Below are 14113 nucleotides of genomic sequence, written 5' to 3' on the forward strand. Positions count from 1 at the left end.
CTAAAAGTGTAATTTATAGTGAACAGTATCGTGACCCCGGGTTCTGAGCTGCAATCGGGTGCTGCTCCCCACGCCATCGTCATTGGCAGTGGTTTTGGCGGACTTGCTGCCGCAATTCGTCTTTCCGTGCGCGGTTACCGCGTTACCGTGCTCGAAAAGCTTGATGCTCCCGGTGGGCGGGCCTACGTTTTCCGGCAGGACGGATTTACCTTTGACGCGGGTCCCACGATTATCACGGCGCCGTTTTTGCTTGAGGAGTTGTGGACGCTCTGTGGCAGAAGCTTCAGTGACGATGTCGAGCTTCGCGCCATGAAGCCCTTTTTCCGCCTCCGTTTTGATGATGGCGATACCTTCGATTACACCGGTGATCCCGAGCAGATGCGGGCGGAGATACGCCGCATAGCGCCCGAGGATCTGGATGGCTACGAGCAATTCTTAAAGGTTAGTGCCACGGCTTATCGCCTTGGCTATGAGCAGATGGGCGACATGCCCTTCACCAAGATCACCGATATGCTCAAGGTGATTCCCGAGATGCTGAAAATGCAGGGTCTACGGAGTCTCCATTCCCTGGTGCGCGCTCATGTAAAGAACCCCAAGCTGCAAACCGTGCTGAGTTTCCATCCCTTGCTCATCGGCGGGAATCCCTATTCGGTCACCGCCGTCTATGCATTGATTTCCTACCTGGAGCAGCAGCATGGCGTCCATTCAGCCATGGGCGGGACCGGAGCGCTGGTCGATGCCATGGTGTCTCTGATGCAATCCCAGGGTGCGGTGTTGCGCTGTAATGCCGAGGTGGAAGAAATCCTCGTGGAAGGGGGGGAGGCGAAGGGTGTTCGCCTGGCGTCGGGAGAAGTGCTTTCCGCCAATGTGGTGGTGTCCAATGCCGATGCGGCATGGACCTACCGCCATCTTGTGAAGCCCGAGCACCGCAGGCACTGGACCGATCGCAAAATTGAGCGCTCGAGTTTTTCTTCAGGGCTGTTCGTCTGGTACTTCGGTACGGACAAGCGCTATGAGGACGTTCCTCAGCATTCGGTGCTCCTTGGTCCGCGGTACAAGGGGCTTTTGGATGATATCTTCAAGCACCACCACCTCGCCGATGATTTCAGTCTTTACCTCCATCGTCCTACGGAGCTGGATCCAAGCCTTGCCCCCGAGGGCTGTGACACCTTTTACGTTCTGGCGCCTGTGCCTCACCTGGAGAGCGGTACGGACTGGGAGGCGCAGGCGGAGCCTTTCCGTCTTGCTATCCAGAAGCGGCTTGAGGAAACGGTGCTTCCCGGATTCTCTGAGCATGTGAAAACCTCCCGGGTGATGACGCCTCTGGATTTTCAAAGCCGGCTTCTTGCCTTTCGCGGATGTGCTTTCAGCTTCGAGCCAAAGCTCATGCAAAGCGCCTGGTTCCGCCCCCACAATGTCAGTGAGGACGTGAAAGGTCTCTTCCTGGTGGGCGCAGGTACGCATCCCGGCGCAGGCATCCCCGGCGTGATAACGTCAGCCAAGGTGCTGGATCAGGTGGTTCCCCATGCGCACAGCTATGCCTGAGGCTGCTGCTGAGGTGCAGGGCATTTTGCTGCGTTCACGGGTAGCGATACCGCCGGATGCGCGCTCCGATACCGCGCATTGCCGGGGCATGATCCGCACGGGATCCAAGTCATTTTTTCTGGCTTCCCATTTACTGCCCTCGGGCTTGCGGGGTGCGGTCTTTGCTCTCTATGCATTCTGTCGGGAAGCTGATGATGCCATTGATGATGGGGATGACCCCATGGCGGAGCTGGCGATATTCCGGGAGCGCCTGAGCGCGGTTTATGGCGAGGGTGTCCCGGATAACACGGTTGATCGTGCGCTTGCCCGGGTAGTGCATGACTATGCGCTGCCCCGGGAGCTCCTTGAGGCGCTGCTTCAGGGCTTTGCCTGGGATGTGCAGTCCCGGGCTTACAAGGATTTGGGTAGTGTTTACGGCTACGGTGTGCGCGTGGCGGGCTCCGTGGGCGTCATGATGGCCTTGCTTATGGGTGTCAGGGATCCGGGTATGCTGGCCCGCGCGGCGGATCTCGGTGTTGCTATGCAACTGACCAATATCGCCCGGGATGTCGGTGAAGATGCCCGGGCGGGGCGGGTGTACCTGCCCAAGCGCTGGCTTCGGGAGGTGGGTCTGACTCCCCAGGCGCTCATAGAAAATCCAAGGTTCTCGCCGGAGCTGGCTTCGGTGGTGGCTCGCCTCCTGAGCGCCGCGGAGTGTTTGTATGCCAGGGCGGACAGCGGTATTGCCGGGCTTCCCGCCCGCTGCAGGCCGGGTATCTATGCTGCGAGAAAACTCTATGCGGGCATTGGTCACGAGCTCCTGCGCCGCGGTGGGGACAGCGTGTCTCAACGCACGGTATTGTCCTCCCATCGCAAGTTCCTGTTGGCCGCCGCGTCTCTTTTGCCGCCGAGAGTCAATCTCGCGCACCTTCACGCGGATCCGCTCCCTCAGGTGCGCTATCTCATTCGCGCGGTGGACGAACTGCCGACACCGGAGGTCGCTGAGGGGCCTCGGGATGGCTTCGCCGGTGATGTGGATTGGGTTCTCAATGTGTTTGCCGAGTTGGAAAAGCGTGATCGCGAAGTCCACAGCTCGGGGTCCAGCCTCAGGTCCGGCGCGGCATCCTGAAGGGCAGCAGAGTCTGTACCCAGCGCTGCTCAAATCGCTCCATGGACAGGCTTTCATGGATGCCCGTCCCCGTTTCGCCGCCAAATTCTGTCTTAATGAGTGAGCGCGCATAAAACGGCGTGTCTTCCAGAGTCTGTAATCGCGTTGGCCTCGCTTCTGCGCCGGGCATGCGTCGATGGACGCGCCATATGCCCGTGCGCGGTAGCGCCGCCGCGTCCCGGGTCTCCTCGCTGGCGATAGAACCGTCCTTCTTAAAACGCAACGCCAGCCGATGCGGCTTTCGGGCGCCGTGTCGAGCTTCGTAGCGCACAGCACAGTCACCATTGCTCAGTCTCGCACGGGTCCAGTCCCAGCCCGAGAATCCATCCGCCAAAGGTTCTGTTCCCCGGTTGCTGTCGAGGTAGCCGTCCCCGGACCAGGCGGTGCCCAGGGAGGGGAGATCGACATCAACCCGGGCAATGGGAGCGATGGGGTTCCAGTGGTGCCGGGCGTCCTCATCCAGCTGCAGGCTGTGTGCGGTGAGCGTGGAGGGGGTGATTCGGATCGTTCCCTGCATGCGCTGTGCAAACGGTGTGCACCGCTCGTTTACCCGGGCCAGAAAGCTCTCTCCGTCCCAATCGATTCGGCTCGGGCCCAGGGCGTAACTGTCGGCACGGCGTTTGAGGCGGGCGGAGCCTCGCTCGGTCATGCTCCAGCGTTTTTTGCCGCCGGGTCCATAGAGAATAGTATTGAAGGCGCAGTGGTTTTCCGCTGCGGTCACGGCCTTGCGGCGCGCGCGGGCATAGTAGGGAGAGAACACGCTCCCTACAAAAATAATCATGGTGATGGCCTGTCTGCCGTCATCGCTGATGGCGTCGACATACCACCAGAGATAGCCGTTGTCGGCCACAGCTTCGGCAAAATTGATCCCGGGCTCGCGGGTGCTGTAGCCAGACGGTAAGGCCTCGCTTTGCGAGACGGTGGGCTCTGTGTCTGAACTCCGGGGCGGTAAACCTTCCATTGCGGCGGGTGTTCCTTCTTGTTTTGCTACTTGTATTCTTGATTCGTCTAATCTACCTTACACCATTAAGTGTAAACTAATATTAACAGTGTGGGGTTCCCTAATGCCGATAGGTGACAGTGATTTCGAGCAAGTTTTGCGGTCGGCGGTTGAAGAGGCGGCCGATGCGCGCTGTCCCAAGTTGTTGGCGGCTGCTCTCCATCATTCGGTGTTTCCCGGCGGTGCCCGGGTGCGGCCCAAGCTCTGCCTGGCCGTGGCGCTTGCCAATCATTGCGATGCGCCGGCCCTCGCTGCCGCCGCGGCGGCGTCCGTCGAGCTGCTCCACTGCGCATCCCTGGTTCACGATGATATGCCCTGTTTTGATAATGCTGATGAGCGACGAGGCCGGCAGTCAGTGCACACCGCCTACGGTGAGCCCATAGCGCTATTGGCCGGGGATGCCCTGATTGTGTCGGCCTTCGCGCTCCTTGCAAGACCGCAATTGCCGGCGAAAAACCGCCTGTCGCAATTGATGCGGGTCGTCGCCGAGGGCGTTGGCGCGCCCTGCGGTATTGCGGCGGGTCAGGCCTGGGAGTCGGAGCCCGTTGTCGATGTGTCTCTTTATCACCGGGCAAAAACCGGTGCTCTGTTTATTGCGGCAACGGCCGCGGGTGCCGCGGCTGCGGGCGTAGATGTTGCGCCCTGGAAACTGCTGGGCGCGAAGATCGGTGAGGCCTATCAGGTCGCAGACGATATTCAGGATGCCACCTCGACACCCGAGCAACTCGGCAAACCCTGCGGCGTTGATGTGGCCCTCAATCGTCCCAGCGCCGTCTCAGAGCTGGGTCTTGAGGGTGCGACACACCGCTTGCGCGAGCTTGTGGAAGAGGGTGTGGCAGCGGTTCCTCCCTGCGCGGGTCGCGCAGAGCTCCAGGAAGTGGTTCGTCAGCAGGCGCAGCGCTTCTTGCCAAAAGTCTGTGCGCCGGTCGCTGCCTGATTGATAGCGTTCGACCCGCGCTTCTCACAGTGTGACCTTATGACAGGCGTGACCGCATGCTCCTGAAAAACTGGCTGCTCACGCGGCGGGATCGCCTGCTGGGTAGTCCTGTCTTCCATCAGTCCGTGCTTCGCTTTCCCCTGTTTCGCTGGATTGCCCGTCGGCGAGCCCGGGAGCTCTTTGATATTACCGCGGGCTTTGTTTACTCCCAGGTGCTGGCCGCCTGCGTAGAGCTGGATCTGTTTGAGCGTCTCGCGGAAGGTCCGCGCACCTCAGCACAGCTTGCCGCTGCCTGCGATCTACCCGTGGATGGCCTGGAGCGCCTTCTGCGGGCTGCGGCGGAGCTGCGACTTCTGCAGCGCTGGGGTGCCGACAGTTGGCGCCTCGGTGACCTGGGCGCAGCCAGTCGCGGCAGCCCCGGTATAGCCGCCATGGTCCGTCATCACCACCTGCTTTATTCAGATCTCGCCGAGCCTTTGTCGCTTTTGCGGGATCGCTCTCAAAGCGCTTTGAGTCAGTACTGGGCCTACGCATCACGGCCTGGTCTTAGTGAGGCTGAGAATGCGCAGCGCTACAGCGAGCTGATGGCGCAGTCACAGTCTTTTGTTGCCGACGATGTCCTGGCGCACTGCTCCCTGGAGGGGCGGCGGGAGCTTCTTGATGTGGGAGGTGGCAGCGGTGTGTTTGCTGCCGAGGCCCTGCGGCGGTTTGCAGGTCTTCGGGCCCGGGTGTTTGACCTCCCGGATGTTGCTGTCCTGGCGGATGAGCGCTTTGCTCAGGAGGGCCTGGAGGAGCGGGGGAGTGCCCTCGGAGGCGACATGTTCCTTGATGCCCTCCCTCGCGGCGCCGATGTCATCAGCCTCATTCGGATCCTCCACGATCACGATGATGATCGGGTCATGGGGCTCCTCAAGGCTGCGCGTCGCGCCATGGAGCCCGATGGCTTGTTGCTGATTGCGGAGCCCCTGTCCGAAACGGCCGCTGCTCCCGGTGTCGGCGCCTATTTTCATCTGTATCTCTGGGCTATGGGGAGTGGTCAGCCGCGCAGCCTCGCCCGGATTCGCGAGATGCTCGAAGCCGCAGGTTTTGCCGACGTGCGCGAGCGGGGCAGTTATCAGCCTCTTCTCGTACGCGTTTTGACGGCCCGACCGGCGGCGACGCCCTGAGTGTTCAGGAAACTTGAGCATCAATATGTCATTTTTGCTTGACAGCAGTTGCTGTCCATATAAACTGACACTATGAGTAAATTGAAGTATTCGACGTACAGGGGAGAAAGCTAGTGGTGGATCGCACCGCGACTGCCGTCGTTTTCGAGAAGCCGGGTGTCATGTCCCTGCGCAGTGTTGGTCTTGCGGAACCCACGGACAATGACTGCGTTGTGGAAGTCCTCTGGAGCGGCATCAGCACGGGGACCGAGCGTCTCCTCTGGGATGGTCGAATGCCGGCGTTTCCCGGTCTCGAATACCCCCTGGTCCCCGGTTACGAATCCGTCGGACGGGTGGTCGAGGCGGGTTCTTCAGGCCTGCATCAAGCAGGCGATCTGGTATTCGTGCCAGGTTCTGCGGGCTACACCAACGTTCGTGGGCTTTTTGGCGCATCTGCGGAAAGCTTGGTGGTTGGCGCCGATCGACTGATTCCCATCGATGAGTCTCTGGGCGACCAGGGCATCTTGCTGGCCCTGGCGGCAACGGCACATCACGCGGCACTGCGCATTGGTCACCACGCGCTCCCGGACCTGATCATTGGCCACGGCGTTCTCGGACGTCTGTTGGCGCGCATTGTCATAGCGCTGGGCGGCGACGCCCCTACAGTCTGGGAAACCAATGTGAGTCGCCACAGCGGCGCTGCCGGGTACAAGGTCATTACCCCCGACTCTGACCCGCGCAAAGATTACCGAGTCATCGCCGATGTCAGTGGCGATGCCCATATTCTCGACAGCCTGATTGCGCGGCTTTCGCCGGGCGGCCAGGTGATTCTTGCGGGCTTTTATCACGCCCCCCTGAATTTTAGTTTTCCACCGGCGTTTCAACGCGAAGTGTCATTTTCCATCGCCGCAGAGTGGCAGAAACCTGATCTTGAATCGGCCCTTGGCCTGGTTCGGGATAAGTCTCTCTCCCTTGACGGTTTAATCACTCACCATCAGTCAGTACGCACCGCCGCCCCTGCATACCGCATGGCCTTCGGCGATCCGGACTGTCTGAAAATGGTCCTCGACTGGAGGTGCATGCACTGATGAATAAGGCAGTAACTCAATACACTCCCGGTAATGATGAGGGCTCGCTTCTTGCCAGCTCTGATGATGGCGGCTCAAAAACACAGATCATCGCAATCTATGGAAAAGGCGGTATCGGCAAGAGCTTCACCCTCGCCAACCTGTCTTACATGATGGCGCAGCAGGGCAAAAAGGTATTGCTCATTGGCTGCGATCCAAAGAGTGACACAACCTCTTTGCTGTTTGGCGGTAAAGCCTGTCCCACCATTATCGAAACCGCATCCAAGAAAAAAGCCGCTGGCGAAGAGCTGGTGGTCGGTGATGTCTGTTTTAAACGTGACGGTGTCTTCGCCATGGAACTCGGTGGTCCCGAAGTGGGCCGCGGTTGTGGCGGTCGCGGCATCATTCACGGCTTTGAGACCCTGGAAAAGCTGGGCTTTCACGACTGGGATTTTGACTACGTGCTCCTGGATTTTCTGGGTGACGTGGTGTGCGGCGGCTTTGGCTTACCCATCGCCAGAGACATGTGTCAGAAGGTGATCGTGGTCGCATCCAACGACCTTCAGTCGCTCTACGTGGCTAATAACGTGTGTTCGGCGGTGGAGTACTTCCGTCGCCTCGGCGGTAACGTCGGCGTAGCGGGCATGGTGACCAACAAAGATGACGGATCCGGCGAAGCTCAGGCCTTTTGCGAGGCAGTGGGGATTCCCCAGTTAGCCGCGATTCCTGCGGACGATGACATTCGCAAAAAGAGTGCAAATTACGAAATTATCGGACGACCCGAGAGCCAGTGGGGGTCGCTGTTTGAAGGGCTTGCCCAGCAAGTGGCGGATGCACCGCCACAGCAGCCTACGGCGCTTTCCCAGGATGATCTTCTGGCCCTGTTCGACGGAGATGCCGTTGGGCGCAACGTCGTTCTCGAGCCGGCAAGCGTTGAAGAGCTTTGCAACCTTGAAGCCTTGAATCGTCCTTCGCTGGAGGTGATTTACGACGATGTCTGATTCGCTGACCACCGTGAAACCCGCAGATGTGATTGCCAGTTCCGATGCCAAAGATACGGTGTCGGGCTGTCACGCCGGCGCCGACACGATGAAAAAAGCGGCAGCGGAAGCCGGTAAGAGCGAAGTTCTTGAGCAGTATGCCAAGGACTATCCCACGGGTCCCCATGATCAGCCCCAGAGTATGTGTCCGGCCTTTGGGTCACTCCGCGTGGGCTTGCGCATGCGACGCACCGCCACGGTACTTTGTGGTTCGGCCTGCTGCGTCTATGGCCTGACCTTTACCTCTCATTTTTACGGCGCCCGTCGAACCGTCGGATACGTGCCCTTCGATTCCGAGACACTGGTGACCGGCAAGCTTTTTGAAGACTTGCGGGAAGCGACTTACAAGCTGGCTGATCCGGACAAATACGACGCCATCGTCCTCATCAACTTATGCGTGCCCACGGCCTCCGGTGTTCCTCTGGATTTGTTGCCCAAGGAAATCAACGGTGTCCGCATCGTGGGCATTGATGTTCCGGGCTTTGGCGTACCGACCCACGCGGAAGCGAAAGATATTCTTGCTGGCGCGATGCTGTCCTATGCGCGCAGTGAGGCAGAGCAGGGTCCTGTTGCGAGACCCGACGCAGAGAACGCCGGTCGACCCACGGTTGCCCTGGTGGGTGAGATATTCCCCGTCGATGCCATCATGATTGGTCGAATGCTGGAGCCCATGGGGCTTGCGGCGGGCCCCATTGTTCCCACCCGGGAATGGCGGGAGCTCTATGCGGCGCTGGCAAGCCCTATCGCTGCCATGCTTCATCCCTTTTACAAAGCAACGGCCCGTGAATTTACCTCCGCGGGACGGTCCCTGGTGGGTTCTGCTCCCGTCGGTCACGACGGCACGGCGGCCTGGCTGGCGGCGATTGCTGAAAGCGCCGGTGTCAAAGACGAGATCCTTGCCAAAACCAGTAATGCCCTTCTTCCTGCTATCAAGGGCGCTCTGGCCGCCGCACCTATCGATGCGCGCATCACCCTGTCGGGCTATGAAGGTTCAGAGCTTCTGGTAGCGAGGCTTCTCGTGGAAGCTGGCGCGGATCTGCGCTACGTAGGTACCGCTTGCCCGAGAACACCCTGGTCTGACGATGATCGGAACTGGTTGGAGTCCAAAGGTGTTCAGGTGAATTACCGGGCGTCTCTGGAAGACGATATTGCAGCGGTTGAAGAGTTTCAGCCCGATCTCGCCGTGGGTACCACACCGGTGGTGCAGCATGCCAAAGAGCAGGGTATTCCCGGTCTTTACTTTACGAATCTGATTTCGGCTCGCCCCCTCATGGGGCCTGCGGGTCCCGGGTCCCTGGCGCAGGTGATTAACACCGCCGTGGGCAACAAGGAACGATTTGCCCGCATGGAATCCTTCTTTAACGGTGTAGGCGTCGGCGAGACCGCCGGCATCTGGCCGAGTGCCTCGGGGAGGGCCGCGTAATGTTAGTCCTCGATCATGACCGCGCCGGCGGGTACTGGGGCAGCGTTTACGTTTTCACGGCCATCAAAGGGCTTCAGGTCATTATTGACGGCCCCGTGGGCTGCGAAAACCTACCCGTGACCTCCGTACTTCACTACACCGACGCACTGCCACCCCACGAATTGCCCATCGTGGTAACGGGGCTGGCGGAAGAAGAACTGGGCCAGAAAGGTACCGAGGGCGCTCTCCGGCGGGCTCACAAGTCGCTGGATCCCAAACGTCCTTCGGTGGTTGTGACCGGCTCTATCGCCGAAATGATTGGCGGTGGTGTGACGCCGCGCGACACAAATATTGAGCGCTTCCTGCCGCGCACCATTGATGAAGATCAGTGGCAAAGCGCCGATAGAGCGATGTTCTGGCTCTGGGACCGCTATGGCAAGGCAAAGCGGAAGAAGGCAAAGGAAACGCCGCGGACAGAGGGTGCGAAGCCCCGGGTCAATATCATCGGTCCGATCTATGGTTGCTTTAACACCTGGTCAGACGTCGCTGAAATTCAACGCCTCGTCGAGGGAATTGGCGCAGAAATCAATCTGACGTTCCCCATGGGCGTCCAGTTGGACGATGTCCCCAAACTCGCCGACGCCGACGTCAACGTGTGTATGTATCGAGAGTTCGGTCGAAAGCTTTGCGAAGCCCTGGACAAGCCTTATCTGCAGGCGCCTATCGGTTTGCACTCCACAACGGCGTTTCTCGAGTCCTTAGGCGAACTCCTGGGTCTCGATCCCCAGCCTTTTATCGAACAAGAGAAGCACACCACCATCAAGCCTATGTGGGATCTCTGGCGTTCGGTAACACAGGATTTTTTCGGCACGGCAAACTTTGGTGTTGCCGCCAGCGAGACCTACTCCCGCGGACTGCGCAATTTTCTGGAAGATGAGATGGGCATGCCCTGCAGCTTTTCCTTCTCCCGATGTGCCGGCGCGAAAACCGATAACGAAGCCGTGCGCGCCGCGATTGCAGACAGCGCGCCCCTGATTGTGTTCGGGAGCTACAACGAGCGCATGTATATCGCCGAGACGCAGGCACGCACCATGTATATCCCGGCTTCCCTGCCAGGCTCTATTGTGCGTCGCCACACGGGTACGCCGTTTATGGGCTACGCCGGCGCCTGCTACGTGCTTCAGGAGGTGTGTAACGCCCTGTTCGATGCGCTGTTCCACATTCTGCCACTGGGCACAGAGTTGGATCAGATTGACGCGACACCGTCTCGCCTCAATGAGGAACTGGCCTGGAAACAGGAAGCGGAAACCCTCCTCGAGAAGCAACTCGAGCGGGAACCGGTGTTACTGAGAATTTCCGTTGCCAAGCGTCTTCGCGATGCGGCTGAGCAACGGGCGAGAGCGGCGGGCGCAGATCAGGTCGGCGTTGAGCATCTCGATAAGAACATACAGGCAAGTGCGAAATCCGAGCCGCTCGACGAGCCGGAGACCGCCTAGGTGTTTGTAGAAGACATTGTAGAAGTTGCGAGCCAAAACCGGGGAGGGCGGAGGCATGCTGAAAGCTGGGGAACTCAACGTAGGAGCACAGCAAGTGCGACAAACGGATAAACGAAGCTATCGATTGTTATTGGCGATGGCGGTGAGCTGTTTTTTTGTAGTGAGCGTGTTGACGCGTTTGCTACCCCGAGCCCTGCGGCCCTTCGCGGCCAGTGCCCGGAAGCGCGAATCCTGCTTTGAAGAAGCAAGGCGCGTTGCTTTGGCGGTGATTCCCTATGCCTTTGAGTGGTAGGGCGTTAATAAAACTAAACCGTGGTGATTGTTTGCTGCGGAAGAACTATCGAAATTCACCGTCAGTGACGGGTTTGGAGGTTACGGCATGTCCATGTTGAGCTTTGAGAGAAAGTACCGGGTACGTGGAGGCACGTTGCTCGGTGGCGATCTCTTTGATTTCTGGGTGGGGCCGTTTTACGTCGGCTTCTTTGGTGTCACGACGATCTTTTTCAGCGTGGTGGGCACCGCGTTAATACTCTATGGCGCGGCCATGGGGCCCACATGGAATGTGTGGCAGATCAGCATTGCGCCCCCGGACCTGAGCTACGGTCTTGGCCTGGCGCCCCTGATGGATGGGGGACTGTGGCAGATCATCACCTTATGTGCCATCGGTGCCTTCAGCTCCTGGGCCTTACGGGAGGTGGAGATATCGAGAAAGCTCGGCATGGGCCTTCACGTGCCCTTTGCCTTTGCCGTGGCGATCTTCGCCTACGTTACGCTGGTAGTGATCCGGCCCTTCTTGCTCGGCGCCTGGGGGCATGGATTTCCCTACGGCATCCTCAGCCACCTCGATTGGGTGTCGAACGTTGGTTACCAGTATCTGCACTTTCACTACAACCCTGCGCACATGCTGGCGGTGACCTTCTTCTTCACAACGACCCTCGCATTATCGATGCACGGCTCTCTGATTCTGGCGGTGACCAACCCCGGTGAAGATGACCCGGTGGTGAAGACCGGTGAGCATGAGAACACCTTTTTCCGTGACGACGTCGGTTACTCCATCGGCGCCCTGGGTATTCACCGTCTTGGATTGTTCCTGGCACTGTCTGCCGGCTTCTGGAGCGCGGTGTGTATTGTTTTAAGTGGACCTTTCTGGACCCGCGGTTGGCCCGAATGGTGGAACTGGTGGCTCAATCTACCGGTCTGGTCTTGAGGGGGATATTGCGATGAAACTTGAATACCAAAACATATTTACGCGAGTGCAGGTGCGAGGTCCCCATTATCCGGGGGTATCCATCGGTGCTGAAAACGAGAACCGCGTCGGAACCCCCGTCGATAATTACTGGATGGGTAAGATTGGCGATGCGCAGATCGGACCTTTCTACCTGGGTACCCTGGGCCTGGCATCGATCGTGTGCGGCCTTATCGCCTTTGAGATCATCGGTCTCAACATGTGGGCCTCGGTTAACTGGGACCCGGTACAGTTTGTCAGGCAGTTGTTCTGGCTGGCCCTGGAGCCGCCACCCCCGCAGTACGGTTTGAGCCTGCCGCCTCTCAATGATGGCGGCTGGTGGTTGATCGCAGGCTTCTTCTTGACCTTATCGATCTTCCTCTGGTGGGCGAGAACCTACCGACGCTCCAAGGCTTTGGGTATGGGGCAGCATCTTACCTGGGCTTTTGCAGGTGCAATCTGGCTCTATCTGGTGCTCGGATTCATCCGCCCGGTACTCATGGGTAGCTGGAGTGAGGCGGTGCCCTTTGGCATCTTCCCCCATCTGGACTGGACCGCTGCTTTTTCCCTGCGCTACGGCAATCTCTTCTATAACCCGTTCCATATGCTGTCCATTGCCTTCCTGTACGGCTCCACCCTGCTGTTCGCCATGCACGGTGCCACCATCCTGGCGGTAACGCGCTACGGCGGCGATCGCGAGATTGATCAGATTACCGATCGAGGCACGGCATCGGAGCGCGCAGCACTGTTCTGGCGCTGGACCATGGGCTTTAACGCCTCCATGGAATCCATTCACCGCTGGGCCTGGTGGTTCGCTGTATTAACCGTTGTCACCGGCGGTATCGGCATCCTCTTAACAGGTACCGTGGTGGACAACTGGTACCTCTGGGCTGTGAAACACGGAGTAGCACCGTCCTATCCGGTACTTGAAGCAACTCCCACAGTCGATCCCATGATGACGGGAGGTCAATGATGAAAACTTCAATGCGAATGCTCGGCGTCGGCATATTGCTCACGACGGTCGGCCTGGCGGGCTGTGAGAAGCCTCCCCAGGAGGTGGTGCAGCGAGGCTATCGCGGCACGGGTATGGAGCAGGTGATCAATCCGGGCACCCTTGACGATATGATCGCCAGGAATCAGGCGCCCGAGGCTGCCCCCGCGGTACCGGCAACGGGTCCGAAGGCCGGGGACATCTACGAAAACGTGCAGGTACTGGGCGATCTGAGTGTGGGTGAATTCACGCGCCTCATGGCCTCCATTACCGAGTGGGTCTCTCCTGAGGAAGGTTGTACCTATTGTCACGGCAACGAAGGTTTTGCGGCGGATGACAAGTACACCAAAAAAGTCGCACGGGTCATGATCGCCATGACCCAGCGGGCCAACGAAACCTGGGGCGCTACTCACACGGCTCCCACGGGTGTGACCTGCTACACCTGTCACCGCGGCAACAACGTGCCCGAGTACGTCTGGGTAACCGAAGAAGCGCCGATGATGCCCGGTTCCTTTGCCACGGCGCCCACGGGTCAGAATGTTGCCGATGTGGCGGCGAACGGTTACGCGTCCCTGCCTTACGATCCCTTCACGCCCTATCTTGAGGGCGATGCAGATATTCGTATGGCGGGCGATACAGCGCTGCCCACAGGTAATCGCAAGTCTATCAAGCAGACCGAGTGGACCTACTCGCTGATGATGCACTTCTCCCAGTCCCTGGGCGTGAATTGCACCTACTGTCACAACAGCCGAGCCTTTGCCAACTGGGAGCAAAGCCCTCCCACCCGCGTAAAGGCCTGGCATGCGATCCGTATGGTGCGAGAGCTGAACAACGAATATGTCTGGGAGACCAACGACTGGCTTCCCGAGCACCGCCAGGGGCCGTCGGGTGACCCGCAGAAAATCGCGTGCAACACCTGTCACCAGGGTGCCTACAAGCCTCTCTACGGCGCTCCGATGCTCAAGGATTTCCCGAACCTGGCGACACAGTCAGCCGGTTCAAAGAAGCTCATCAAGGTCGCGACGGAGTCTGAGAAGGCACCGGCTGCCGCCATGGTGGGTGGAGGTTAAAAGAATCTAGGGCGGCTCCACTCCGGTGGGCCGCTGTAGGTGCAGTGG

13 protein-coding genes are annotated in these 14113 nt (G+C 59.3%); 12 read left to right on the plus strand and 1 reads right to left on the minus strand.

Annotated features, from left to right (window positions below; genetic code table 11):
- The first annotated feature begins 18 nt into the window (after nt 1-18).
- Nucleotides 19-1545 (plus strand): phytoene desaturase, encoded by a 1527-nt coding sequence (locus tag KT71_RS06045; RefSeq protein WP_008296338.1) that lies wholly within the window; start codon nt 19-21, stop codon nt 1543-1545.
- Nucleotides 1526-2653 carry a phytoene/squalene synthase family protein gene (locus KT71_RS06050; protein WP_023660411.1) on the plus strand — a complete coding sequence of 376 codons (1128 nt, stop codon included), beginning with the start codon at nt 1526-1528 and terminating at the stop codon, nt 2651-2653. Before KT71_RS06045 ends, KT71_RS06050 begins: the two co-directional genes overlap by 20 nt.
- Here KT71_RS06050 and KT71_RS06055 read toward each other — a convergent pair.
- Complete coding sequence (locus tag KT71_RS06055; protein WP_008296336.1) at nt 2631-3653, minus strand: carotenoid 1,2-hydratase; 1023 nt, start codon at nt 3651-3653, stop codon at nt 2631-2633. The two genes, KT71_RS06050 and KT71_RS06055, sit on opposite strands and share 23 nt — an antisense overlap.
- A 103-nt stretch (nt 3654-3756) precedes the next feature.
- Between KT71_RS06055 and KT71_RS06060 the strand changes: the two genes are divergently transcribed.
- The 10 genes from KT71_RS06060 to pufC all read left to right on the plus strand — a co-directional run bounded on the left by KT71_RS06060 (nt 3757) and on the right by pufC (nt 14065).
- Nucleotides 3757-4629 carry a polyprenyl synthetase family protein gene (locus KT71_RS06060; RefSeq protein ID WP_008296335.1) on the plus strand — a complete coding sequence of 291 codons (873 nt, stop codon included), beginning with the start codon at nt 3757-3759 and terminating at the stop codon, nt 4627-4629.
- Nucleotides 4630-4685: 56 nt separating this feature from the next.
- A complete protein-coding gene (locus KT71_RS06065; protein WP_008296334.1) occupies nt 4686-5795 on the plus strand; it encodes a methyltransferase in 1110 nt (369 codons plus the stop codon).
- Between the two features lie 113 nt (nt 5796-5908).
- On the plus strand, nt 5909-6862 hold the full coding sequence (gene bchC, locus KT71_RS06070; protein WP_008296333.1) for a chlorophyll synthesis pathway protein BchC: 954 nt from the start codon (nt 5909-5911) through the stop codon (nt 6860-6862).
- Nucleotides 6862-7842: a chlorophyllide a reductase iron protein subunit X gene (locus KT71_RS06075; protein ID WP_008296332.1), complete on the plus strand. Its 981-nt coding sequence runs from the start codon at nt 6862-6864 to the stop codon at nt 7840-7842. The genes bchC and KT71_RS06075 overlap by 1 nt, the downstream gene beginning before the upstream one ends.
- Nucleotides 7835-9304 carry a chlorophyllide a reductase subunit Y gene (gene bchY, locus KT71_RS06080; RefSeq protein ID WP_008296331.1) on the plus strand — a complete coding sequence of 490 codons (1470 nt, stop codon included), beginning with the start codon at nt 7835-7837 and terminating at the stop codon, nt 9302-9304. Before KT71_RS06075 ends, bchY begins: the two co-directional genes overlap by 8 nt.
- Nucleotides 9304-10779 (plus strand): chlorophyllide a reductase subunit Z, encoded by a 1476-nt coding sequence (bchZ, locus tag KT71_RS06085; RefSeq protein ID WP_008296330.1) that lies wholly within the window; start codon nt 9304-9306, stop codon nt 10777-10779. Before bchY ends, bchZ begins: the two co-directional genes overlap by 1 nt.
- A gap of 55 nt (nt 10780-10834) precedes the next feature.
- On the plus strand, nt 10835-11071 hold the full coding sequence (locus KT71_RS06090; protein ID WP_023660412.1) for a hypothetical protein: 237 nt from the start codon (nt 10835-10837) through the stop codon (nt 11069-11071).
- 87 nt (nt 11072-11158) lie between these two features.
- Nucleotides 11159-11986: a photosynthetic reaction center subunit L gene (gene pufL / locus KT71_RS06095; protein ID WP_023660413.1), complete on the plus strand. Its 828-nt coding sequence runs from the start codon at nt 11159-11161 to the stop codon at nt 11984-11986.
- A 13-nt stretch (nt 11987-11999) separates the two neighbouring features.
- Nucleotides 12000-12977, plus strand: coding sequence for a photosynthetic reaction center subunit M (gene pufM, locus KT71_RS06100; protein ID WP_008296327.1), 978 nt, complete (start codon nt 12000-12002; stop codon nt 12975-12977).
- Nucleotides 12974-14065, plus strand: coding sequence for a photosynthetic reaction center cytochrome PufC (gene pufC, locus KT71_RS06105; protein ID WP_238549457.1), 1092 nt, complete (start codon nt 12974-12976; stop codon nt 14063-14065). The genes pufM and pufC overlap by 4 nt, the downstream gene beginning before the upstream one ends.
- Nucleotides 14066-14113: the final 48 nt, after the last annotated feature.

Origin of the sequence: Congregibacter litoralis KT71 (assembly GCF_000153125.2) — a bacterium.
Lineage (GTDB): Bacteria > Pseudomonadota > Gammaproteobacteria > Pseudomonadales > Halieaceae > Congregibacter > Congregibacter litoralis.

What these genes read in the sequence shown, in the direction of transcription:
- KT71_RS06065 (WP_008296334.1), top strand. Translation starts at nt 4,686, where the DNA reads ATGCTCCTGAAAAACTGGCTGCTCACGCGGCGGGATCGCCTGCTGGGT.
- KT71_RS06050 (WP_023660411.1), top strand. Translation starts at nt 1,526, where the DNA reads ATGCGCACAGCTATGCCTGAGGCTGCTGCTGAGGTGCAGGGCATTTTG.
- pufC (WP_238549457.1), top strand. Translation starts at nt 12,974, where the DNA reads ATGATGAAAACTTCAATGCGAATGCTCGGCGTCGGCATATTGCTCACG.
- bchZ (WP_008296330.1), top strand. Translation starts at nt 9,304, where the DNA reads ATGTTAGTCCTCGATCATGACCGCGCCGGCGGGTACTGGGGCAGCGTT.
- KT71_RS06060 (WP_008296335.1), top strand. Translation starts at nt 3,757, where the DNA reads ATGCCGATAGGTGACAGTGATTTCGAGCAAGTTTTGCGGTCGGCGGTT.
- pufL (WP_023660413.1), top strand. Translation starts at nt 11,159, where the DNA reads ATGTCCATGTTGAGCTTTGAGAGAAAGTACCGGGTACGTGGAGGCACG.
- KT71_RS06075 (WP_008296332.1), top strand. Translation starts at nt 6,862, where the DNA reads ATGAATAAGGCAGTAACTCAATACACTCCCGGTAATGATGAGGGCTCG.
- pufM (WP_008296327.1), top strand. Translation starts at nt 12,000, where the DNA reads ATGAAACTTGAATACCAAAACATATTTACGCGAGTGCAGGTGCGAGGT.
- bchY (WP_008296331.1), top strand. Translation starts at nt 7,835, where the DNA reads ATGTCTGATTCGCTGACCACCGTGAAACCCGCAGATGTGATTGCCAGT.
- KT71_RS06055 (WP_008296336.1), bottom strand. Translation starts at nt 3,653, where the DNA reads ATGGAAGGTTTACCGCCCCGGAGTTCAGACACAGAGCCCACCGTCTCG.
- KT71_RS06090 (WP_023660412.1), top strand. Translation starts at nt 10,835, where the DNA reads ATGCTGAAAGCTGGGGAACTCAACGTAGGAGCACAGCAAGTGCGACAA.